Source organism: Formosa bonchosmolovskayae (genome assembly GCF_051016085.1).
Taxonomy (GTDB): domain Bacteria; phylum Bacteroidota; class Bacteroidia; order Flavobacteriales; family Flavobacteriaceae; genus Formosa.
Window position 1 is genome coordinate 3,279,143 of sequence record NZ_CP174605.1, and the last position, 21,404, is coordinate 3,300,546.

18 protein-coding genes and 1 riboswitch are annotated in these 21,404 nt (G+C 35.5%); of the genes, 10 read left to right on the plus strand and 8 right to left on the minus strand.

The window, feature by feature from the left end:
• Positions 1–139: 139 nt before the first annotated feature.
• Complete coding sequence (gene recQ, locus ACKC83_RS14000; protein ID WP_434037785.1) at positions 140–2,266, minus strand: DNA helicase RecQ; 2,127 nt, start codon at positions 2,264–2,266, stop codon at positions 140–142.
• Between the two features lie 123 nt (positions 2,267–2,389).
• Positions 2,390–2,483, plus strand: a riboswitch (TPP riboswitch).
• Positions 2,484–2,558: 75 nt separating this feature from the next.
• On the opposite strand from recQ, the gene thiS reads away from it, so the two are divergent.
• From thiS to moeB, 8 genes are all read left to right on the plus strand, one after another.
• The gene (thiS, locus tag ACKC83_RS14005) at positions 2,559–2,762 is read left to right on the plus strand and encodes a sulfur carrier protein ThiS (protein WP_414034461.1); all 204 of its coding nucleotides are present in this window, start codon (positions 2,559–2,561) and stop codon (positions 2,760–2,762) included.
• Between the two features lie 90 nt (positions 2,763–2,852).
• Complete coding sequence (gene thiC / locus ACKC83_RS14010) at positions 2,853–4,709, plus strand: phosphomethylpyrimidine synthase ThiC (RefSeq protein WP_434035990.1); 1,857 nt, start codon at positions 2,853–2,855, stop codon at positions 4,707–4,709.
• An 80-nt stretch (positions 4,710–4,789) separates the two neighbouring features.
• Complete coding sequence (locus ACKC83_RS14015; RefSeq protein WP_434035991.1) at positions 4,790–5,377, plus strand: thiamine phosphate synthase; 588 nt, start codon at positions 4,790–4,792, stop codon at positions 5,375–5,377.
• Positions 5,378–5,617: 240 nt separating this feature from the next.
• A complete protein-coding gene (locus tag ACKC83_RS14020; protein WP_434035992.1) occupies positions 5,618–6,379 on the plus strand; it encodes a hydroxymethylpyrimidine/phosphomethylpyrimidine kinase in 762 nt (253 codons plus the stop codon).
• Positions 6,376–7,035 carry a thiamine phosphate synthase gene (gene thiE, locus ACKC83_RS14025; protein WP_434035993.1) on the plus strand — a complete coding sequence of 220 codons (660 nt, stop codon included), beginning with the start codon at positions 6,376–6,378 and terminating at the stop codon, positions 7,033–7,035. Before ACKC83_RS14020 ends, thiE begins: the two co-directional genes overlap by 4 nt.
• Entirely contained in the window at positions 7,028–7,801 is a 774-nt protein-coding gene (locus ACKC83_RS14030) for a thiazole synthase (protein ID WP_434037786.1), read from the plus strand. Before thiE ends, ACKC83_RS14030 begins: the two co-directional genes overlap by 8 nt.
• Before the next feature lie 3 nt (positions 7,802–7,804).
• A complete protein-coding gene (gene thiH, locus ACKC83_RS14035; protein WP_434035994.1) occupies positions 7,805–8,917 on the plus strand; it encodes a 2-iminoacetate synthase ThiH in 1,113 nt (370 codons plus the stop codon).
• A gap of 16 nt (positions 8,918–8,933) precedes the next feature.
• Positions 8,934–9,989, plus strand: a complete 1,056-nt coding sequence (moeB, locus tag ACKC83_RS14040; protein ID WP_434035995.1) for a molybdopterin-synthase adenylyltransferase MoeB — start codon at positions 8,934–8,936, stop codon at positions 9,987–9,989.
• 32 nt (positions 9,990–10,021) lie between these two features.
• Here the strand turns inward: moeB and ACKC83_RS14045 are convergent, their stop codons facing one another.
• Positions 10,022–10,828, minus strand: a complete 807-nt coding sequence (locus tag ACKC83_RS14045) for a DUF1853 family protein (RefSeq protein ID WP_434035996.1) — start codon at positions 10,826–10,828, stop codon at positions 10,022–10,024.
• A 492-nt stretch (positions 10,829–11,320) separates the two neighbouring features.
• On the opposite strand from ACKC83_RS14045, the gene ACKC83_RS14050 reads away from it, so the two are divergent.
• Positions 11,321–12,874: a DEAD/DEAH box helicase gene (locus ACKC83_RS14050; RefSeq protein WP_434035997.1), complete on the plus strand. Its 1,554-nt coding sequence runs from the start codon at positions 11,321–11,323 to the stop codon at positions 12,872–12,874.
• Positions 12,875–13,809: 935 nt separating this feature from the next.
• Here the strand turns inward: ACKC83_RS14050 and rlmF are convergent.
• Positions 13,810–14,685: a 23S rRNA (adenine(1618)-N(6))-methyltransferase RlmF gene (gene rlmF, locus ACKC83_RS14055; protein ID WP_434035998.1), complete on the minus strand. Its 876-nt coding sequence runs from the start codon at positions 14,683–14,685 to the stop codon at positions 13,810–13,812.
• Positions 14,686–14,796: 111 nt separating this feature from the next.
• Between rlmF and ACKC83_RS14060 the strand changes: the two genes are divergently transcribed.
• On the plus strand, positions 14,797–15,915 hold the full coding sequence (locus tag ACKC83_RS14060) for a DEAD/DEAH box helicase (protein WP_434035999.1): 1,119 nt from the start codon (positions 14,797–14,799) through the stop codon (positions 15,913–15,915).
• Positions 15,916–17,002: 1,087 nt separating this feature from the next.
• Here ACKC83_RS14060 and ACKC83_RS14065 read toward each other — a convergent pair.
• The 5 genes from ACKC83_RS14065 to ACKC83_RS14085 all read right to left on the minus strand — a co-directional run bounded on the left by ACKC83_RS14065 (position 17,003) and on the right by ACKC83_RS14085 (position 21,401).
• The gene (locus ACKC83_RS14065) at positions 17,003–17,695 is read right to left on the minus strand and encodes a type 1 glutamine amidotransferase domain-containing protein (protein ID WP_434036000.1); all 693 of its coding nucleotides are present in this window, start codon (positions 17,693–17,695) and stop codon (positions 17,003–17,005) included.
• 42 nt (positions 17,696–17,737) lie between these two features.
• Complete coding sequence (locus tag ACKC83_RS14070) at positions 17,738–18,898, minus strand: iron-containing alcohol dehydrogenase (RefSeq protein ID WP_414035068.1); 1,161 nt, start codon at positions 18,896–18,898, stop codon at positions 17,738–17,740.
• A gap of 83 nt (positions 18,899–18,981) precedes the next feature.
• Positions 18,982–19,632, minus strand: coding sequence for a peroxiredoxin-like family protein (locus ACKC83_RS14075; protein WP_414034474.1), 651 nt, complete (start codon positions 19,630–19,632; stop codon positions 18,982–18,984).
• A 126-nt stretch (positions 19,633–19,758) separates the two neighbouring features.
• Positions 19,759–20,757 (minus strand): NADP-dependent oxidoreductase, encoded by a 999-nt coding sequence (locus tag ACKC83_RS14080; RefSeq protein WP_434036001.1) that lies wholly within the window; start codon positions 20,755–20,757, stop codon positions 19,759–19,761.
• Between the two features lie 11 nt (positions 20,758–20,768).
• Positions 20,769–21,401 (minus strand): NAD(P)H-dependent oxidoreductase, encoded by a 633-nt coding sequence (locus ACKC83_RS14085; protein ID WP_414034476.1) that lies wholly within the window; start codon positions 21,399–21,401, stop codon positions 20,769–20,771.
• Positions 21,402–21,404: the final 3 nt, after the last annotated feature.

Sequence of the window (21,404 nt, forward strand, 5' to 3'; positions counted from 1 at the left end):
TAGTCGATACGAATTTAATAAACTCTAAATTATAAAATAATTTTTATTAGTTTAAATCTACTCAAATGCCATTTATCTAGCATTCTGTATGTCAATAAGTAATGTTTTATGGTTAGTAGATTTAGAAAACAATCCGAATTTAGTTGTCAATAACACTTAGCGCTAAACGAATTTTGAAGTAATCTAATTGTTCATCAAAGTAATCGTAATACGCTTTTAATGAGGTAGAACCATCTATGTTTTCTTTTGCTTTTTTTACATCTTCAACTTCGCGTTTAGAAACAAAATCATAAATATTAATATCTTTTCCGTCGCTATGAAGCTTAGCAATGTGCGAGTAAACTGTGGTATCTCTCAATTTACGTTGCATAGAAATTTCTTCAATGGAGAGTCCTTTTTTATACAAATCGTAAGTCACTAAATGGGTCGAACGTTTTTTCTCTTTCTTAGGTTTAGACCCCAGAAACTTCATGATTTCTTCAATAAATTCATCACCATACGTTTCTGCTTTATGCTGACCAACACCGCTAACATCCATTAAATCCATGATACTCATCGGGCGGTCGCGTTCCATTTCCATCAAGGTTTTGTCACTAAAAATAAGGTAAGCCGGAATGTTTTCCTCTTTCGAAATTTTATAACGCAATTGTCGTAAACGTTCAAATAACGAATCGGCAGTCGTTTTTGATGCACCACGTTTAACCTTCGTACGTTTTACTTTTTCTTTAACTTTTGGCTCGGCAATATGCACCGGTCGTGTTAACGATACTTTAGCGCCTTTAAACAATACATTATTAGAAAATTCGGTGAGTTGTAAGGCATTATTTTTATGAAATGCAATCTCGCAATACCCTTGATTCATAAGTTGAATAATAAAATGTTGCCAATCTTTCCAAGCCACATCTCTACCTATGCCAAAGGTTTTTAATTTATCGTAACCCTTCTCTAAAATATTAGCATTATGAGACCCTCGTAACACATCTAAAATAGTCCCTATCGCTTCTTTCTCTTTAAGACGATACACAGCAGATAATATTTTTTGTGCGATAATAGTACCGTCGAAAATTTGTGGCGGATTCTTGCACACGTCACAATTTCCACAATTTTCTTCTAGTAACTCACCAAAGTAACTTAGCAAGATTTTTCGTCGGCATGTTGTTGCTTCACTAAATTGTTTCATGCGTTCCAACTTCGCAATCTGAACATCTTCATTAGAAGCTCCAGACGCAAAACGACGTAATTGAATCACATCGGCATAACTATGAAACAGTAGAGCATGAGCTTTTAAGCCATCACGTCCCCCACGACCAATTTCTTGGTAGTATCCTTCAATGTTTTTAGGCATATTGTGGTGAATCACCCAGCGGACATTCGATTTGTCAATTCCCATTCCGAAAGCAACCGTAGCACAAACCACCTGAGTGGTGTCGTAAACAAAATCTTCTTGAACTTTGTTGCGTTCGTTAAAATTAAGTCCGGCATGATAGGCTGTAGCAGGAATTCCATTGCTGTTTAATTTCTTCGCAAGTTCTTCAGTGTTTTTTCTGCTTAAACAGTAAATAATTCCCGACTGATTAGGATGTTTTTTTACAAAACTGATAATCTGTTTTACTTTTTCAGTACCAGAACGCACTTCTAAAGAAATATTCTGCCTATCGAAAGAGGAAATAAATTGTTGCGCATTCGGAATTTGTAACTGATCTAAAATATCCTGACGTGTAGCTTTATCTGCCGTGGCAGTTAACGCTATAATTGGAATGTTGGGTAGCGATTTTTTTAAGAAACCGAGTTGTTGGTACGACGGACGAAAATCATGTCCCCAAGACGAGATACAATGTGCTTCGTCAATGGCAATACAACTCACATACCGCTCGTTTAAAACATTAGATAAACCCGCAAGACTTTCTGGCGCAACATATAGAAGTTTTAACTCTGCTTTTATAACTTGTTCTAAAATAGCTTGTTGCTCTTCAGACGACTGACTACTATTATAAAAATTGGCATCAATACCATTGGCTTTTAGTCCATCAACCTGATCTTTCATTAACGCAATAAGGGGAGAAACCACTATTGTTATGCCTTCAAAAAGCAAGGCAGGCACCTGAAAACACATCGATTTTCCGCCTCCAGTAGGCATAATTACTAGGGCATCGTTTCCTTCAAGCACATATTCTATAATATCTTGCTGTTGGGCACGAAACTGGTCGTATCCAAAATGTTTTTTTAAAGTAGGAAGTAGTAATTTTTTATAATCGGGTAGTGGCATGCTTTTTTTTTCGAATGGCAAAATTAAGGCAAACAACTCAGTAAACCACAAAACAATTTTTAAATTTCTTTCATAAAAATTTGTTTTCATGAATTAAAATCCTTTAAGTTTGTAAGAACAAAAAATAAACTTTAGGAGTAACTACTATGTAGTTTGAGAAATATCCTTTGAACCTGACGCTGTTTATACAGCCGGAGGAAAAAGTTAGCACTTTTCAAATCATTTCACTAGAACCGAGTTCAAATTCGGTTTATCCTTTAAAAGTTTATGGAAATTTATCTAAATCAAGATTATGATATCTATAAACGTAAACAATGTTATACATCAGGTTGCCGAAAATACTTCGCTTGCAACTATCGTTTCTAAACTAAGTCCCATTCAAAATGGTATTGCAGTGGCTGTTAATAATACTGTTGTGCCTTATTTTAATTGGGAAAAAACTACAGTTTTAAACAACGATAATATCCTGATTATTCAAGCCACACAAGGCGGCTAGAACTGTTTCTTTTTTTATATCACAATCTTATTTAACCTAATTAATTCGGTGTTTACACATGTTGTTTGCACTTTAATTTAATGAATAACCATGAAGAAAAAAGACACAGCACCGCAAAATGGTGTGACTAGAAATCCGTTTCCAAATTCAAAGAAAATTTACGTACAAGGCGAATTATTCCCGGAATTACAAGTGGCTATGCGAGAAATAGCATTGAGTGATACCGTAGATTCCTTAACAAAATCCCGAACTCCAAATCAGCCGATTACGGTTTACGATACTTCTGGACCATATACCGATCCTGATAAGGATATTAATGTGCATCAAGGAATTGAGCGCATTCGTGAACCTTGGGTTTTAAAACGAGGAGATGTTGAACAATTAGATGCGTTCTCATCAAAATACTGTAACGAGCGTATGAATAATGCAGAACTCGATCATTTACGTTTTGCAGATGTTAAAAAGCCATTTCGAGCTAAAGCAGGGAAAAATGTATCGCAAATGCATTATGCCAGACAAGGGATTATTACGCCAGAAATGGAATATGTAGCCATTCGTGAAAACCAAAAAATAGATGAAGCTATTCGCTTGTCTGAACAACATAAAGGTAAAGATTTCGGAGCGTCAATTCCGCAGAAAATTACAGCCGAATTTGTCCGAGAAGAAATTGCTCGTGGACGTGCCGTGTTACCTTCAAACATCAATCACCCAGAAAGTGAACCGATGATTATTGGTCGTAATTTTCTTGTAAAGATTAACGCTAATATTGGGAATTCGGCTACAACATCTAGTATAGAAGAAGAAGTTGAAAAAGCAGTTTGGGCATGCCGTTGGGGCGCTGATAACATCATGGATTTATCTACTGGAGAAAATATTCATGAAACTCGTGAGTGGATTATTCGTAATTCGCCAGTACCAATCGGAACTGTACCTATTTACCAAGCTTTAGAAAAAGTAAATGGTAAAGCCGAAGATTTAACGTGGGAGATTTTCCGTGATACTTTAATCGAACAAGCCGAGCAAGGTGTCGATTATTTCACTATTCACGCTGGTGTGCGTTTACGCTATGTGCCAATGACGGCAAAACGTATTACAGGAATTGTTTCTCGTGGTGGATCAATCATGGCAAAATGGTGTTTAGCGCATCATAAAGAAAGTTTTTTATACACACATTTTGAAGAGATTTGCGAGATTATGAAAGCTTACGATGTCGCGTTCTCATTAGGTGACGGATTACGTCCAGGATGTATTGCCGATGCCAATGACGAAGCACAATTTGCAGAGTTAGAAACTTTGGGCGAACTGACTAAAATCGCATGGAAACACGATGTACAAACCTTTATTGAAGGACCGGGACACGTACCAATGCACATGATTAAGGCCAATATGGACAAGCAGTTAGAAGCTTGTGAAGAAGCGCCTTTTTATACTTTAGGTCCGTTAACCACAGATATCGCTCCGGGATACGATCATATTACTTCGGGTATTGGAGCCGCTATGATTGGTTGGTTTGGTTGCGCCATGTTATGCTATGTAACACCTAAAGAACACTTAGGTTTACCAAATAAAGACGATGTACGCACAGGAGTGGTAACGTATAAATTAGCTGCACATGCAGCTGATTTAGCAAAAGGACATCCAGGAGCCCAACACCGTGATGATGCTTTAAGTAAAGCACGATTTGAATTCCGTTGGGAAGATCAATTTAATTTGGCTTTGGACCCAGAATTGGCTCGAGAATATCATGATGAAACATTGCCTGCAGAAGGTGCTAAAATAGCGCATTTCTGTTCGATGTGCGGACCGAAATTCTGTTCGATGAAGATTTCTCAAGAGGTAAGGGATTTTGCTGCAGTTAACGAAATAATTGGAGACGAAGTGTTTACAAAAGGAATGGAAGAAAAGTCGGAAGAATTCAAAAATAAAGGGAGTGAAGTGTATCTTTAAACCATATTACAGTTAGTAATGTATAGTTGGCTTGTGCTTGGCTTGCATTACTAATTGTTCACTTTTAATGAATTATAGAGATGATTGTACTCATAGCACCTGAAACGGATTTACCTAACGAAATTGAAATCTTACATCAGCTTTTTGAAGCCGGTTTGCAATATTATCATTTGCGGAAACCGAATAAGAATTACGAAGAACACGTGGCTTATTTAAATCAGATTGATACGGAATATCACAACAGAATTGTGGTGCATTATGTTCATGAACTGGTTAATGTATTCAATTTAAAAGGCATTCATTTTCAAGAGCAAAAACGTATTGATCATATCGATAATCCAGGACAGTATTTTAAAGGCTTAAATATGTTTGGTAAAACCATAAGCTCCTCGTTCCATGAACCCGAAGATCTAGCTAATTGTTATTTCGAATTCGATTACCACTTGTTGAGTCCGGTGTTTTCATCCATTTCAAAAGCAGGATATGAAGGTCGCGGATTTGATGTCAATCACATCGATAAAATCATTATTGGTATGGGCGGTGTGACAGAATTTAATATTGAAACCTTTAAAAAATTAGGTTATAAAGGTGTTGGTGTTTTAGGCGGGATTTGGAATAGCGAAAATCCTATAGATGTTTTTAATAAGATACAAGGTCAATTTAAATAATAAGGCGCTGAAATAGGTTCAGGGTATTGGTATATTCAACTTTTAGAAATAGAATGTTGTTTGTATCGTCATGCGGAACTTGTTTCAGCATCTCACAAATGGAAAAGTAATGCATTGACATCTAGTTAGCAACATCACTATAATTTGACTCTGAAATTGACGAGTCATGAATTATAGTTCTAATAACTTTGAGTCCACGAACTAAATTCAGGATAATATGAAAGAATTAAACAAACATTAATGAATAACAAAACATTCATATTAACAATTGCGGGACTTGACCCTTCAAGTGGAGCGGGAATCACATCCGATATTAAAACATTTGAAGCACATGGATTATATGGTTTATCGGTTTGTACAGCAGTAACGGTGCAAAACGATATCGATTTTAAAAATTGTGTTTGGATTGAAGCATCCATAATTATTCAACAAATCGAAACGTTGTTCGAGCGTTTTACTATCGATGTTGTTAAAATTGGAATTATAGAATCTTGGCAAGTACTTTCTAAAGTTGTAGACACGTTATTACGATTAAACCCAACCATAAAAATCATTTTAGATCCTATAATGCAAGCGAGCTCAGGATTCGATTTTCACACCGATTCAGATTTTGAAACATTCAATAGTGTTTTAGATACATGCTATTTTATAACTCCTAATTACGATGAAATTCAGAATTTATTACCAAATAAATCCATTTCAGAAACCATTGAGTTTATATCTCAAAAAACAAATATTTATTTAAAAGGAGGTCATCGTGCCGACAAAAAAGGTTGGGACGAAATTTACCACAGCGGTATTGTTCAAATTAATTTTAGACCAGGCGTTCAGAAAATCCATGAAAAACATGGCAGTGGTTGTGTTATTTCGGCCGCATTAGCCTCTAATTTTACGAAAAACATGGATTTAGAAGATGCGTGTAAATTAGCAAAACAATACACAGAACAGTTTCTAAATTCAAATGACTCGTTGTTAGGAACACATAATTACAAAAACTTATGATAAGTAAATTACAGTATATCACACAAGGAGACACGGCCGAACAACATTTAGAATATGTTCAAGCCGCATGTAGTGCAGGAGCAGATTGGATTCAATTAAGAATGAAGAATTTCGATGAAGCCATTGTTTTAGATACAGCTAAGAAAGCACGAGAAATCACTATGCATTTTCAGACTCGATTAATAATAAACGATTTCTATAAAGTAGCTAAGGCTGTAAATGCCGATGGTGTACATTTAGGAAAAGACGATGGTTGTCCGTTAGAGGTTCGGGAGTATTTAGGAAAATGGTATCGCATTGGAGGTACAGCGAATACGCTTGAAGATTGTAAAAACCTTATCGAAAAAAAGGTAGATTATATCGGTTTGGGACCGTTTCGCTTCACCACTACTAAATCTAAATTAGGACCTATTTTAGGAATTGACGGCTATAAATCTATTCTAAATTCAGTGCAATCGGACATCCCGATTGTGGCTATTGGTGGCATCACTCTTAATGATGTGTCCGAACTTATGGATACAGGAATTTTTGGTGTTGCAGTGTCTGGAGAACTCACGCAGAATTTTAATAACATTCCAGAGTTTAATAACCTTTTAAACGGACCAAGTACCCAAGAACAAGTTTATAAAATGAATAAAAAAGAAGATGATGAATGATTTTTTAACCATTGCAGATAAAACATTTAGTTCGAGATTATTTACTGGAACTGGAAAATTTAGTAATTCTCAGAATATGAGAGATGCCATTTTAGCTTCAGAAAGTGAATTGGTTACTGTAGCTTTAAAACGCGTAAATGCATCTGATTTAGAGGATGATATATTAACACATTTAAACCATTCATCGATACATTTATTGCCAAACACCTCTGGAGTACGTACTGCCGAAGAAGCTGTGTTTGCGGCCAATTTATCCCGAGAAGCGTTACAAACCAATTGGGTGAAATTAGAAATTCATCCCGATCCTAAATATTTATTACCCGATCCTATTGAAACCTTAAAAGCAGCCGAGATTTTGGTTAAAGAAGGATTTGTGGTGATGCCTTATATTCATGCCGACCCTGTTTTATGCAAGCGCTTAGAAGATGTTGGCGTGCAATGTGTCATGCCTTTAGGAGCACCTATAGGTAGTAACAAAGGTTTAAAAACGTTAGAATTTCTGGAGATTATTATAGCGCAAAGTAATGTTCCGGTAATTGTAGATGCAGGAATTGGGAGTCCATCTCACGCAGCCTTTGCTATGGAATTAGGAGCAGACGCTGTTCTTGTAAATACTGCAATTGCTGTATCTCAGAACCCTATAGAAATGGCTAAAGCATTTAAATTGGCAGTACAAGCCGGACGTATGGCTTATCAGGCTAAGTTAGCACCTGTTAAACAACATGCCGAAGCAAGTAGTCCATTAACAAGTTTTTTAAACGCATAAGTTATGAGCACTTTTAAAACCCTTTTAAATCAATATAATTGGAACGATACGTTGCAAAGTATTTATGCTAAAACCGAAAACGATGTGTTACAGGCTTTAGGAAAATCGACTCGGGATTTAGAAGATTTTAAAGCCTTAGTGTCTCCCGCCGCCGCGCCTTACTTGGAAGATATGGCGCAATTGAGTCAGCAAATTACTAAGAAACGTTTCGGGAATACCATACAAATGTATGCGCCTATGTATTTGAGTAACGAATGTCAAAACATTTGTACCTACTGTGGTTTTAGCATGACAAATAAAATACCGCGTCGAACTTTAAATGATGCTGAAATATTAAAAGAAACCGCTTTCTTAAAATCTAAAGGTTACGATCATATTTTATTAGTCACAGGAGAAGCCAACCGCACAGTAGGCGTGGAGTATCTAAAGCATGCCATTCAACTTATACGCTCTCAATTTTCTAATATCACCATAGAAGTCCAACCTTTAGATCAGGATGAATACGAACTCTTGATAGCACATGGTTTGTATGCCGTTTTAGTGTACCAAGAGACGTATCATCGCGACGAATATAAAAAGCATCATCCCAAAGGTAAAAAATCAAATTTCGATTACCGCTTAGAAACGCCAGACCGTTTAGGAAAAGCGGGGATTCATAAAATTGGATTGGGAAGTTTGTACGGTTTAGAAGATTGGCGTGCCGACAGTTTTTTTACAGCGCTTCATTTTAAATACCTTCAAAAAACCTATTGGAAAACAAAATACAGCATGTCCTTCCCGCGTTTACGTCCGTTTTCTGGTGGCTTAGAGCCTAAGGTAGAAATGACAGATCGGGATTTGGTACAACTTATTTGTGCGTATCGTTTATTAGATGAAGATTTAGAATTATCTATGTCTACTCGAGAAAGTGAATTGTTTAGAGATCATATTGTTAATTTAGGAATCACCTCTATTAGCGCAGAGTCTAAAACGAACCCTGGAGGCTATGTGGTTGAAAAACAATCACTAGAGCAATTCGAAATTTCCGATGAGCGACCGACAGAAGTCGTAGCAGAAATGTTAAAATCTAAAGGATTAGAAGTTGTTTGGAAAGATTGGGCAAACAATTGGCAATAATTATTAAATTTACGGCATGCTAAATAAGGAAGAACATTTACAATATAAACGTCATTTAACTTTAGAAGATATTGGCGAAGTTGGTCAGAATAAATTAAAAGACGCTAAAGTATTAGTGGTTGGAGCTGGAGGTTTGGGCTGTCCGATATTACAGTATCTAACAGCCGCTGGTGTGGGAACAATTGGTATTATAGACCACGATAGTGTAGATCAAACCAATCTACAACGTCAGGTACTATATGGTTATAATGATATCGGAAAGTTTAAAGTGTCCTGTGCCATTTCTAAGTTAGAACAACTTAATAAGTTTGTTAAATTCAAATCGTATATCGATCGCTTAACGAAGTCTAATGCTAAGAAGATTTTCAAGGCCTACGATATTATTGTGGATGGAACCGATAATTTTGGTACCCGATATTTAATCAATGATGCGGCTGTATTAACGGAAAAACCGGTTGTTTTTGGATCTATTTTTAAATTCGAAGGACAAGTTTCTGTTTATAATTATAAAAACGGACCGACTTATAGATGCTTATATCCAAAAACGGATGGTGGTAATTTAAATTGTGAAGAAGTTGGCGTATTGGGCGTTTTACCAGGCATTGTGGGCTTATTACAAGCCAATGAGGTAATTAAAATGATTTGCGAAATAGGAGAGGTGTTAACAGGAAAACTGTTAGTATTTAACGCCTTAAGCATGAGTCAGAATATAATTTCTTACGATAAAACAGTGCATGCTCATGTGACGTATATTGAAGATGTCGAGGAAGAATTCAACGTAAATACCTCTATGAAATCTTTAACTTTCGATGAATATTTGAAGCATAAAGACGATCTGTTTGTACTAGATGTAAGGACGCTTAAAGAGCACGATATGTTTCATTTATCTCACGATTATCATATTCCGCTCAAGGAAATAAGTGATCGCTACATCGAGATCGATACTAATAAATCCATTTTGGTCTATTGCCAAACAGGGAAACGTAGTATACAAGCTATTGAAATATTAAAAAGATTAAATATTAAAAACAAGCTGTACAATTTGAAAAACGGCTTACAACAACCTATTTAATCCATGCTATAAAATGTAAGTGCTACATTGTATTAGGGCCACCAAACTACAAAACATTTTGATAGTAATCCATTGGGCGACTTCATCCAACATAAAGGTGCTGTCTTGTTGTCGATTAAGGGTTGAAGTTTGTCTATAAACGCTACAAAGTTTAACCACGGAGTTTGTGTTTTAACCTCACACAGCCAATCCGTTTTAGCAGGCATGTAAAACTTACAATCTTGAAATTGATGTAAGGCGTTATAGTGTATATAAAATCCTTTTACACAATCTGGATTTAAGGTATTAAAACGGACAGTTTCGGAATTATAAGGGATAAAGAGTTGTGCTTTAAAATACACTTGCTGTTGCAGGTTTGCTGGCTCCAAATCTAAAGTCGTTTTTAAAAACGTTTCTGTCTCAGGACGATATAACAGCGGAAGTTGCTTATCTTTTAGTTTCGTTAATTTATCTACTAAACTATCCTTTCTATTAGGGCCAATCCAATGGTCGTATTCTGTGGTGCCTACATTCGGATCGTACAAATAAAACTTATACACAATCTCTAAATGAATGGGTGTACCGTCTTGTTTTAAAAGACAATCTATTTCTCCTAGTGTTATTTTGTCTTTCTGAATTTGAATGTTTTCAGTAAGAATCTCAATGTTTTTATGCCGACGTAATTCAAAACTTACAAAACGTTCAACGCGTTTTCCTAATCGCAAATTAAGTTCAATATTTATATTAATAGCCGTATCTGTAGTCGTTGGCATTACGAATTGTCGCAGGCCCCAATCATTTTTCTCTTTCCAAAGTGCAGGCGTGCTTAAATACCCTAAGTATTGTTGTGTATACGACATTTAAAAATCAGTAGTTAAAACAATAAAAGTAGTTAAATACCAATATAAAATAGAGACATTCTAAATTCTTTTTAAAGTGTAGCTCATTAAACATGGTAAGTGTCTTTACATTCTTCTCTATACTCATCACATCTTTTAGGGTTAAGTATTACCTATCGGGTTCATAATCGCAAGGAACAGTCGATCTGGTACCAGTTACTAAGTTTGTATGGGTGTTGGTGGCCATTGTTTGCATTATAAGTGCATTAGCATATTATAAATATGATATTAATCGTAGGAAAATAAAAAAACAGAATGTTATGAATTGCCAAACCACGAATTGTTCTTAGAGCATTGATAATTAAATGCTTAAAATTTTTAATGATTCTTATTTTTTTTTAATTATTTGTCAATAGAATTATAAAAATATGAGATTTCAATAATTTCTAGAGAATCATGCATAAAAACCCTAGAAAAGGCCTTATTTTTGCATTCCTTTAAAACCTATTATAAATGTCAGTTACAGCTACAGATTTAGCAGAGAGAAACGCCGGAAAAGATTTATATAGTTATCAGCAAGGAGCCATAAACAAGATATTTCAATGTTTTGAAGAAGCTCCAGAAGATTACCATTTATTATATCAATTACCAACTGGAGGTGGAAAAACAGTAATATTTTCTGAAATTGTAAGGCAATATTTAAAGCATCATAATAAGAAAGTGCTTGTGATGACGCACCGTATCGAATTATGTAAACAAACCTCTGGGATGTTAACAGAATTTGGTGTTACCAATAAGGTTATTCACAGTAAAGCTAACTTAGATGATCAAGCAGATTACAGTTGTTTTGTAGCCATGGTTGAAACGTTGAATAACCGATTAAACGATGGTAAGTTAGATATCTCTGATGTGGGTTTAATTATTATTGATGAAGCGCATTACAACTCCTTCACCAAATTATTCAAATTCTTCAATAAATCTTTCATCTTGGGTGTTACAGCAACGCCTTTAAGTTCGAATATTAAATTACCCATGAATGATAACTACAACGAGCTAATCGTTGGAGAAACCATTCAATCTTTAATTGAAAATGAATTCTTAGCACGTGCCGAAGTGTATTCTTATAATGTAGGATTAACTTCATTAGTAGTGGGTGCAAACGGGGATTATACCGTAAAATCTTCGGAAGATTTATATACTAATAGCGACATGCTTGGTAAGTTAATTCAGGCTTACGAAGAGCGCTCTAAACATAAAAAGACCCTAATCTTTAACAACGGTATTAATACGTCTTTACACGTTTACGATACCTTTAAAGCTGCAGGTTATAATGTAGCACATTTGGATAATACAAACACCAAAAGTGAACGTAAGAAAATATTAAAGTGGTTTAAAGAAACACCAGATGCGATTCTAACATCGGTTAGTATTTTAACTACAGGGTTCGATGAGCCTACTGTAGATTCTATAATCTTGAATCGTGCAACAAAATCATTAACCTTATACTACCAGATGATTGGTCGTGGTTCGCGTATATTAAAAAACAAGTCTAAATTTAATGTTATCGATTTAGGTAACAATTTCCATCGTTTCGGACCTTGGGGAGCAGATTTAGATTGGCAGAAAATATTTAGATCTCCTAATTTCTATTTAGATGGAATTATGAGTGACGACGAACTAGAGGAGAACTTTAGATACGAAATGCCAGACGAATTACGTGCTGAATTTAAGAAATCTAATTCTGTGTATTTCGACGTTAAAAAGACGTATATCGATTCTATTCGTAAAGGAGAATCTTCTAAAGTGGTACTAGAACGTTCTATTCATCATCATTCATATATCTGTATCGAAAACAGTGAAGATGTTTATGATGCCTTAGATCTTGCCAAGAAATTGGGAGACGATATCGACTATCGCATTCAGCGTTATACAAAATGTATCAGTAAGAGTACATTTAATTTTGTAGAGTGGTTGCGCGACGATTACCGCAAAAAATTAAGAGCACATATCCGTGAGAACTTCGATGATTTGTATGAAGAAATTAACGGATACCCACCAGAAGAATAGACTTCTCTTGCAACGTTATGTTGCTCGAGCGGAGTCGAAAGCGTTTTATACTGTATCTCGATTTCCGTAGATAACACTTCATAATCAAACATAAAAATAATAAGCGTATTCAATTTTATTTGAATACGCTTTTTTTTTGTAACAATAGGGCGCTCGAGCGGCGTTGAGAGCATTTTAATCTACATCTCGATGCCGCTAGAAGAGATTTATATTTAAGTATAAAGTAATAAAACCTCATACCAAATTTGTTTCAGTATCTCATAAGTAGCAACATAATTCTACTTAAAAAATCAATTTACGAGACTCTGAACTAAATTCAAAGTGATGATAATAATCAAAAGTATATAACACACTTACAGGGTCCTCGAGCGGAGTCGAGAGCATTTTAACCTACATCCCGACGCCGCTCGATAACCATTATGTTCAAGTATAAAGTACTAAAACCTCATACTAAATTTGTTTCAGTATCTCAGAAGTAACAACATAATTTTATCTAAGATATTCAATTTATAATTCCCTAAACTACATTCAAGGTAACGATAGTGATTTATATGAATATAATACACCTACAGGGCGCTCGAGCGGAGTCGAGAGCTTTTTAATCTACATCTCGACGCCGCTCGATGACTTTTATGTTCAAGTATAAAGTACAAAAACTTCATAGTAAACTAATTTCAGCATCACATAAGTAGCAATATAATTTTATCAAAGATATTCAACATATAGTTCCCTAAACGACACTCAAGGTAACGATACTAATTTATATGAATATCATACACTTACAGGGCGCTCGAGCGGAGTCGAGAGCTTTTTAATCTACATCTCGACGCTGCTCTATGACCTTTATGCTCAAGTATAAAACAAAAAAAAGCGTACTCAATTTTATATGAATACGCTATGCTTTTTTACGATATTGGAGTCGAATATTTTTTTACCTAAGACTCAGATTCCGTTTTAAACGTCCAAGCCAAAATTCTGCTTTTCTTGTTTCCTTGCTCCATAGAAATGGTTTTATAAGTCGCTTTTAATTTTTCTAATTGTTTTTTCAGTTTACTTAAGTTTTCCTGTTTAGAAACTAAAGTTGTAAACCAACCCACCTGATCTTTAAACGCGACACTTTGCTTAATCATACGTTTAATAAATAAAGCTTCGCCACCATTACACCATAATTCGTGTGCTTGTCCGCCAAAATTCAATTCTGCTGGACCGGATTTCTTAAGGTTTTTAAGTTTCTGTTTGGTTGCACGTGTCGCTTCTTCTTCAGATCCGAAGAATGGCGGATTACACATAGTAAACGTAAATTTTTCATCGGCTTTAATCACGCCTTCAAAAATATTGGCAGGATTAGCTTGCAGACGAATGTCTATCTTTTTAAGTAAGGCAGGTGTTAATCCCACATTATGTTTGGCACTTTCAACAGCACTTACACTAGTATCGCAACCCACCATTTTCCAGTCGTAAATCTGTGCGCCCAAAATAGGGTAGATGGTATTTGCACCCACACCAATATCAAGACCTTTCACGTGTTCTGCTAGTTTCTCGACGTGTAATAAGTCATTTATATAATGAATATAATCTGCACGACCAGGAATGGGCGGACATAAATAACCTTTAGGTATTCTCCAATCTGTTAATCCGTAATCGGCAATTAAGATGGCTTTATTTAAATGAAAAACCGCATCACTTTTTTCAAAATGAATGGTTTTTTGTTTGGTTAACGGACTAGTAATTACAAACGAACCTAATTTAGGATACGCTTGAATTAAGGCATCAAAATCGTATGATTTTTTATGCTTGTTATTAGAGTGCATAGATATAATTTGTGGCAAAGATAAACTAAAAATTAGCAACACATCAGAAATCGAAATTTGTATTAGAACGCAGTTTAAATTAGTATACCTTTGCAATCTGAAATTTACATTATGGCATCATTTAAACATTTAGGCGTAGAACCCGAATTTATACAAGCTTTAAAAGAATTGGGGATTAAACATCCTTCTGAAATTCAAGAGAAAGCAATCCCTGTATTATTAAAATCGAAAACAGATTTTATTGGGTTAGCACAAACAGGTACTGGAAAAACGGCCGCTTTTGGTTTGCCTTTACTTCAAAATATAGATCCAAAATTAAATCATGTTCAGACTTTAGTTTTAGCACCTACACGAGAACTTGTACAACAAATTAAGAAGCAGTTATTTAAATTCACGAAATTTAGTGAAGCTAAAATCTTTGTTGAAGGTGTTTATGGTGGTGAAAAAATAGATATTCAGATTCAGAATTTAAAACGTACCACACACGTTATTGTTGCAACACCTGGCCGTTTAAACGATTTATTAGATCGTAAAGTTATCGATCTTAGAAAAGTAAATACCGTGGTTTTAGACGAAGCAGACGAAATGTTAAGTATGGGATTTAAAGATGCACTAACCAAAATTTTAGACCATACACCAATGGCTAAAAATACATGGTTATTTTCTGCAACTATCCCGTTGGGAATACAACAAATTATCGATCAGTATATGTCGCCTAAGGCAGTGCGTGTGGTGATTAATAAGAATGAGCTAGTTAATGCTAACATTTCTCATACGTATATTACCACAACTATAGATCAGAAACAAAACGTTATTTTAAGTTTACTAGAAGCCAGACCAGACGATCGTGGTATTATTTTTTGTAGAACAAAAGCGGGGACGCAAGCCTTAACCGAATTTTTAAAGGAGGAAGGTTTTTCGGCTGAAGCTTTAGAAGGCGATATGCAACAACGTGATCGCGAAAAAGTAATGCGTGCCTTTAAGAAAGGAAATTTACAAGTATTAATTTCTACCGATGTATCGGCTAGAGGAATAGATGTAAACGATTTGGCGTTTGTATTACACCATCAGCTTCCTGAGCATATAGAATATTATACACATCGTAGCGGACGAACAGCACGTGCGGGAAAAACGGGACAGTCTATTGCTTTAATTTTAGGGAGTGAATTAAAACGTATTCACGAGATGAATAAAGAATTAGGGATTAAGTTTAAAGAGATTTCTATATAATACTGACGGTGCTCGAGGGCGTTGAGAGCTTTTAACTCTGCATCTCGACGCCGCTCGATGACCTTTTTAATGAAGTATAAAAGAAAGCGTATTCAATTTGATCTGAATACGCTTTTTTTTTGCAATTTTAAAGGGTGCTCGAGCGGCCTCGAGAGCCATAAAACTCCATCTCGACTCCGCTCGATGACCCTTGTAATGAAGTATGAACTTAAAATAATATTACTGAACTTGTTTTAGAATCTCACAAGTAACAAAATTATTCTTCTTGAGATATTAATTCTGCTAGTCTCTAAAATTAGTCGAATGTGCTTCTAACAATTAAATTTTATAGGGTGCTCGAGCGGAGTCGAGAGCTATACAAATTTCATAAAAACTGCATCTCGACTCCGCTCGATGACCGTATTTTTAAGTATAAAAGAAAGCGTATTCAATTTGATCTGAATACGCTTTTTTTTGCAATTTTAAAGGGTGCTCGAGCGGAGTCGAGAGCTTTTAATTCTGCACCTCGACTCTGATCGATGACCTTTGATAACATATATAGTAAAATAACGTACAGCTGAATTTGTTTTAACATCTCACAATTAATACCTAAATACCATTATAGATATTCAATTGTTGAAGCCGTAGTTTAAATTTAGAGTAACGCTATTTATTTGTATGTATACAATTTTCTTACATGGTGCTCGAGCGGCCTTGAAGAGTCATACAAATTTCATGAAAACTGCATCTCGACGCCGCTCGGTGACCCTTGATAACGTATAAAGTGAAATAAAGTATAGCAGAACTTGATTAATCCTATCTCAAGTTACATAATCATTTTACTTAAACTAATTATTTTGTTAGTCCCAAAAATAAGCTAAGAGTTAATGTCGTAATCAACTTGTTACATGGTGCTCGAGCGGCCTCGAAGAGCCATAAAACTCCATCTCGACTCCGCTCGATGACCCTTTGATGCAAATTTTATGAAATATCCATCTCGACAACACTAGCTACACATTATTATTATTATATTTTCATAAATTCAAAAAACAAAAGCCTCCAATCTATTATAGATTGGAGGCTTTTTAATTCAATATAATCAGATAAACTAATCGTTTATTAAAGGCTTAATTACTTTTAAAAGGGTTTCGGCAACCAACTCAGACGATGCTGGGTTTTGTCCGGTAATTAAATTTCCATCTTGTAAAACATGTACAGCCCAATCGTCGCCTTTAGAGTAGATACCGCCATTTTCTTTTAGCATATCTTCTACTAAGAATGGCACCACGTCTGTTAATTGTACAGCTTTTTCTTCAGAGTTTGAAAATCCTGTTACTTTTTTCCCTTGTACTAAAGGTGTTCCATCTGCATTTTTTACACTTTTTAAAGCGGCAGGTGCATGACATACAAATCCGATAGGTTTTTGAGCGGCGTTAAAACTTTCAATTAATTTAATTGATGTTTCATCATTGGCTAAATCCCAAAGTGGTCCGTGACCTCCTGGATAAAATACAGCTTCGAAATCGCTAGCTTTTACGGTAGATAACGGCACGGTATTGTTTATTTTATCTTGGGTCTCAAGATCTGTTTTGAAACGAATAGTTGCAGGTGTTTGCGCATCTTCCGTATCACTTGTTGGATCTATTGGCGCTTGTCCGCCTTTAGGAGTTGCGATCGTAATTGTAGCACCATTATCTAATAAGGCGTAATATGGACTTGCAAATTCTTCAATCCAGAAGCCTGTCTTTTTCCCTGTATTTCCTAATGTATCGTGTGATGTTAAAACAAATAATATGTTCATAATCTTTGGTTTTTAAAGTTAATAATTAACGAGAGATACCACTTAGTAAGCCATGCGTACTATGTTCTCTGCATCTTCCGGTTTTAAGCTTTGATGTTCTCCTAAACCTAACCAACCACGTTCTGTAAAACGTTGTGAAATGGTTTCGGCTGTACCTTCGTAATCTTCTGTGTATTTAGATAATTTGGTTTCGATCCCCATCTGATTGAAAAACGTTTCCGTTTTTTCGATCGCTTCGTAAGCTTTATCTTCTAAAGTTCCTTCGGTAACATTCCAAATGCGTTCTGCATATTGCGCTAATTTCTCTTTTTTAGTTTCAAAATTATACTGGTAATGACTTGGAGCGATAATCGCTAAAGTACGCGCATGGTCAATACCGTAAAGCGCTGTTAATTCGTGTCCGATAGCATGAACCGCCCAGTCCGTAGGCACTCCTTTCTGAATCAATCCGTTTAATGCCATTGTACAACTCCACATAAAGTTAGAAGCCGCATCATAATCAGACGGATCTTTTAATACACTTGGAGCAACTTCTAAAAGCGTTTGCATAATACCTTCGGCAAAACGATCTTGAAGTAAGGCACCAGCAGGGTAGGTCATGTACTGTTCTAAAACGTGAGTGAAGGCATCGGTAATTCCGTTTACCAATTGGCGACGCGGAATAGAAGTAATCACTTGTGGATCTAAAATAGAGAACTCAGGAAATAAGCCAGCGCCACCCATTGCTAATTTTTCTTTAGTTTCTTTATTGGTTATTACAGCACCAGAATTCATTTCAGAACCTGTAGCCGGTAATGTTAATACCGTTCCAAAAGGCATACCTTTTAATGTTGGTTTTCCTCCGGTTAAAATCTCCCAAGGGTTTTCACCGTCGTATAAAGCAGCGGCAGATAAGAACTTTGTTCCGTCAATAACAGAACCACCACCTACAGCTAATAAATAGGTAATGTTTTCAGCTTTAATAACCTCTAGGGCTTTCAATAATACCGAATATTCTGGATTGGCAGGAATACCACCAAACTCTACATGTTCAACATCTTTTAAAGCGGTTTTTACCTGATCGTAAATACCATTCTTTTTAATACTTCCGCCACCATAAAGCACTAATACTTTGGCATCGGATGGAATTTCTTCGGTTAATTTAGCAATTGTATCTTTTCCGAAAATTATTTTTGTTGGATTCTTAAATTCAAAATTTTTCATCATCCTTAATTTTATATGTTTTTAATCCTATTTACTTTTTTTACTACAACTATTCTTGAGATGGGGTGTCATTGTAACTCACGTTAAAATAAATTCTCTAACGCTTTAAGAATATCACTTGGTTCTGCACGTGTTCTATAATCTACATCTACATAACTCCATTTTACCACACCTTCACGATTTAAAACAAACGTTGCAGGAATAGGTAACATCGTAGCATTACCATTATTAATTTTTTCTAAATCTAAGCCACGATCTTCACGCATGTGTTCAGCTAAAAACTCAGGGACTTCCCAAGCCACTCCATATTGAAAAGCAACTTTTGCATCTTGGTCGGATAACACGCCATAATGCATAGTACTAATCTCTTCATCAGATAAACTTCCGTCAGGTACTTGCGGACTGATAGCAACTAAGTTTGCACCCAACTTACGAATGTCGCCTAAAATTTCCTGTAATGCTCTTATTTGTAAGTTGCAATACGGGCACCAATCACCACGATAAAAGGTAACTACTACAGGACCATTTTCTAATAAGTTATCTAACGAAACAGATTTTCCTCTAGCGTTAGGTAATTTAAATTTTGGTGCTGTTTCTCCAACTTTTATTGCGTTTTCACCTTGTTCGAAAGCTTTAGCTTCTTCAATTGCAGCATCGACGCCTTTCATGAATTCAGGATTTTTTAATCGTCCTTCTGCTATTTTAGCGTCCGTTTGTTCTTTTAAGTTTTCCATTATATTGATTTATTTTGCTACAACTTATAGATGATCTTGCCAAACTTGGTTCTGTATTTTAAATACTTAAAACACCAAACCAAGTTCAGGTGGAACATAATTAACACACAATTATTTTTTCAATAATTAAGCTTTAACAATCATTTTACCTTTATTCTTTCCGCTGAATAAATCAATGAATGCTTGTGGAGTATTTTCAAACCCTTCCACTATAGTTTCTTTATATTTCAATTCGCCTTTACTTACCCATTCCGAAAGTTGCTTAATAGCTTCAGGGAATTTATCTGCGTAATTAGAGACAATAAAACCTTGCATTAATGCACTGTTTTTTACTAAAAATGGTTGTACGCTTACTCCTGTAGGAAGTTCTGTACTGTTATATACCGAAATCGCACCACAAATAATTAGTCTCGCAAAACGATTAATACTAAACAAGGCACTATCCGAAATCGATCCACCAACATTGTCAAAGTACACATCTACACCATCAGGACATGCTGTTTTAATGGCTTGCGTCATATCTTCGGTAGTTTTGTAATTAATAACATCGTCAAAACCGAAATCTGTTTTCAATAATTCTACTTTTTCATCTGTTCCAGCGATACCGACAACACGAAGACCTAAAATCTTTCCTATTTGTCCTACAACACTTCCAACAGCACCTGCCGCACCAGACACTAATAAAGTTTCTCCTGCTTTAGGTTTTCCTATTTCATGCAATCCTAAAAATGCTGTTAATCCAGTCATTCCTAGCACTCCTAAATATGCACTAAGTGGCGCTTGTTCTTCACTTACTTTTGTAAGTCCTTCACCATTAGAAACTTGTTCTGTTTTCCACTCTAAAGATCCTGAAACGTAATCGCCTTCCTTAAATTTGTCGTTTTTAGAAGCCTTAACTTGCGCTACAACACCAGAAGAAATCGGTTCATTTAAATTAAATGGTGGCACATATGATTTAGCATCACTCATTCGACCTCTTAAATACGGGTCTACAGAGATGTATTTAGTCTCTAAAAGGATTTCTCCTTCAGAAATTTGTAAATCTTTGTCTTCTTTTTGGAACTCAAAATCTGATAATTGAGGTGTTCCTTGTGGTCTATTTTTTAATAATATAGTCTGATTCATAATTTTTATATTTAGTCTAATGTGGTTATTAAATCTTCTGTACTTTTTCTTACTTTAACTTGGTTTGCTAACCAGTCGCTAGGTTCATCTCTGTAACCAATTGGTAATAAAATGGCACTGCGTAACCCTTTTTCTCTTAACCCTAATATTTTATCTACTGCGTCTGGATCAAATCCTTCCATTGGCGTAGCATCTACACCTTCAAAAGCAGCTTGTGCAATGGCCATACCAAAAGCGATATACGCTTGTTTGGCTGCATGTATAAAATTCTCTTCGGCATCTTTTTGCGGATAGGTACTTAATAACATTTGTCTGTAGTTTTCGAAACCTTCGTTTTCGTACCCACGAATTTCATTAGTTAAGTCGAACACTTCATTAATACGTTGTGCTGTATAGGTATCCCACGCTGCAAAAACTAGTAAATGAGAACAATCGGTAATAACAGATTGGTTCCAAGCTACAGGCTTAATTTGTTCTTTTAATTCTTTATTGGTGACTACAAAAATTTCAAAAGGTTGTAAACCACTAGATGTCGGAGCTAAACGTGCGGCTTCTAAAATGCGATCCATTTTATCTTTTGGCACGACGTTTCCATTCATTGCTTTAGTAGCATATCTCCAGTTTAATTTATCTAATAATTCCATAGT

What these genes read in the sequence shown, in the direction of transcription:
- recQ (WP_434037785.1), bottom strand. Translation starts at nt 2,266, where the DNA reads ATGCCACTACCCGATTATAAAAAATTACTACTTCCTACTTTAAAAAAA.
- thiS (WP_414034461.1), top strand. Translation starts at nt 2,559, where the DNA reads ATGATATCTATAAACGTAAACAATGTTATACATCAGGTTGCCGAAAAT.
- thiC (WP_434035990.1), top strand. Translation starts at nt 2,853, where the DNA reads ATGAAGAAAAAAGACACAGCACCGCAAAATGGTGTGACTAGAAATCCG.
- ACKC83_RS14015 (WP_434035991.1), top strand. Translation starts at nt 4,790, where the DNA reads ATGATTGTACTCATAGCACCTGAAACGGATTTACCTAACGAAATTGAA.
- ACKC83_RS14020 (WP_434035992.1), top strand. Translation starts at nt 5,618, where the DNA reads ATGAATAACAAAACATTCATATTAACAATTGCGGGACTTGACCCTTCA.
- thiE (WP_434035993.1), top strand. Translation starts at nt 6,376, where the DNA reads ATGATAAGTAAATTACAGTATATCACACAAGGAGACACGGCCGAACAA.
- ACKC83_RS14030 (WP_434037786.1), top strand. Translation starts at nt 7,028, where the DNA reads ATGAATGATTTTTTAACCATTGCAGATAAAACATTTAGTTCGAGATTA.
- thiH (WP_434035994.1), top strand. Translation starts at nt 7,805, where the DNA reads ATGAGCACTTTTAAAACCCTTTTAAATCAATATAATTGGAACGATACG.
- moeB (WP_434035995.1), top strand. Translation starts at nt 8,934, where the DNA reads ATGCTAAATAAGGAAGAACATTTACAATATAAACGTCATTTAACTTTA.
- ACKC83_RS14045 (WP_434035996.1), bottom strand. Translation starts at nt 10,828, where the DNA reads ATGTCGTATACACAACAATACTTAGGGTATTTAAGCACGCCTGCACTT.
- ACKC83_RS14050 (WP_434035997.1), top strand. Translation starts at nt 11,321, where the DNA reads ATGTCAGTTACAGCTACAGATTTAGCAGAGAGAAACGCCGGAAAAGAT.
- rlmF (WP_434035998.1), bottom strand. Translation starts at nt 14,685, where the DNA reads ATGCACTCTAATAACAAGCATAAAAAATCATACGATTTTGATGCCTTA.
- ACKC83_RS14060 (WP_434035999.1), top strand. Translation starts at nt 14,797, where the DNA reads ATGGCATCATTTAAACATTTAGGCGTAGAACCCGAATTTATACAAGCT.
- ACKC83_RS14065 (WP_434036000.1), bottom strand. Translation starts at nt 17,695, where the DNA reads ATGAACATATTATTTGTTTTAACATCACACGATACATTAGGAAATACA.
- ACKC83_RS14070 (WP_414035068.1), bottom strand. Translation starts at nt 18,898, where the DNA reads ATGAAAAATTTTGAATTTAAGAATCCAACAAAAATAATTTTCGGAAAA.
- ACKC83_RS14075 (WP_414034474.1), bottom strand. Translation starts at nt 19,632, where the DNA reads ATGGAAAACTTAAAAGAACAAACGGACGCTAAAATAGCAGAAGGACGA.
- ACKC83_RS14080 (WP_434036001.1), bottom strand. Translation starts at nt 20,757, where the DNA reads ATGAATCAGACTATATTATTAAAAAATAGACCACAAGGAACACCTCAA.
- ACKC83_RS14085 (WP_414034476.1), bottom strand. Translation starts at nt 21,401, where the DNA reads ATGGAATTATTAGATAAATTAAACTGGAGATATGCTACTAAAGCAATG.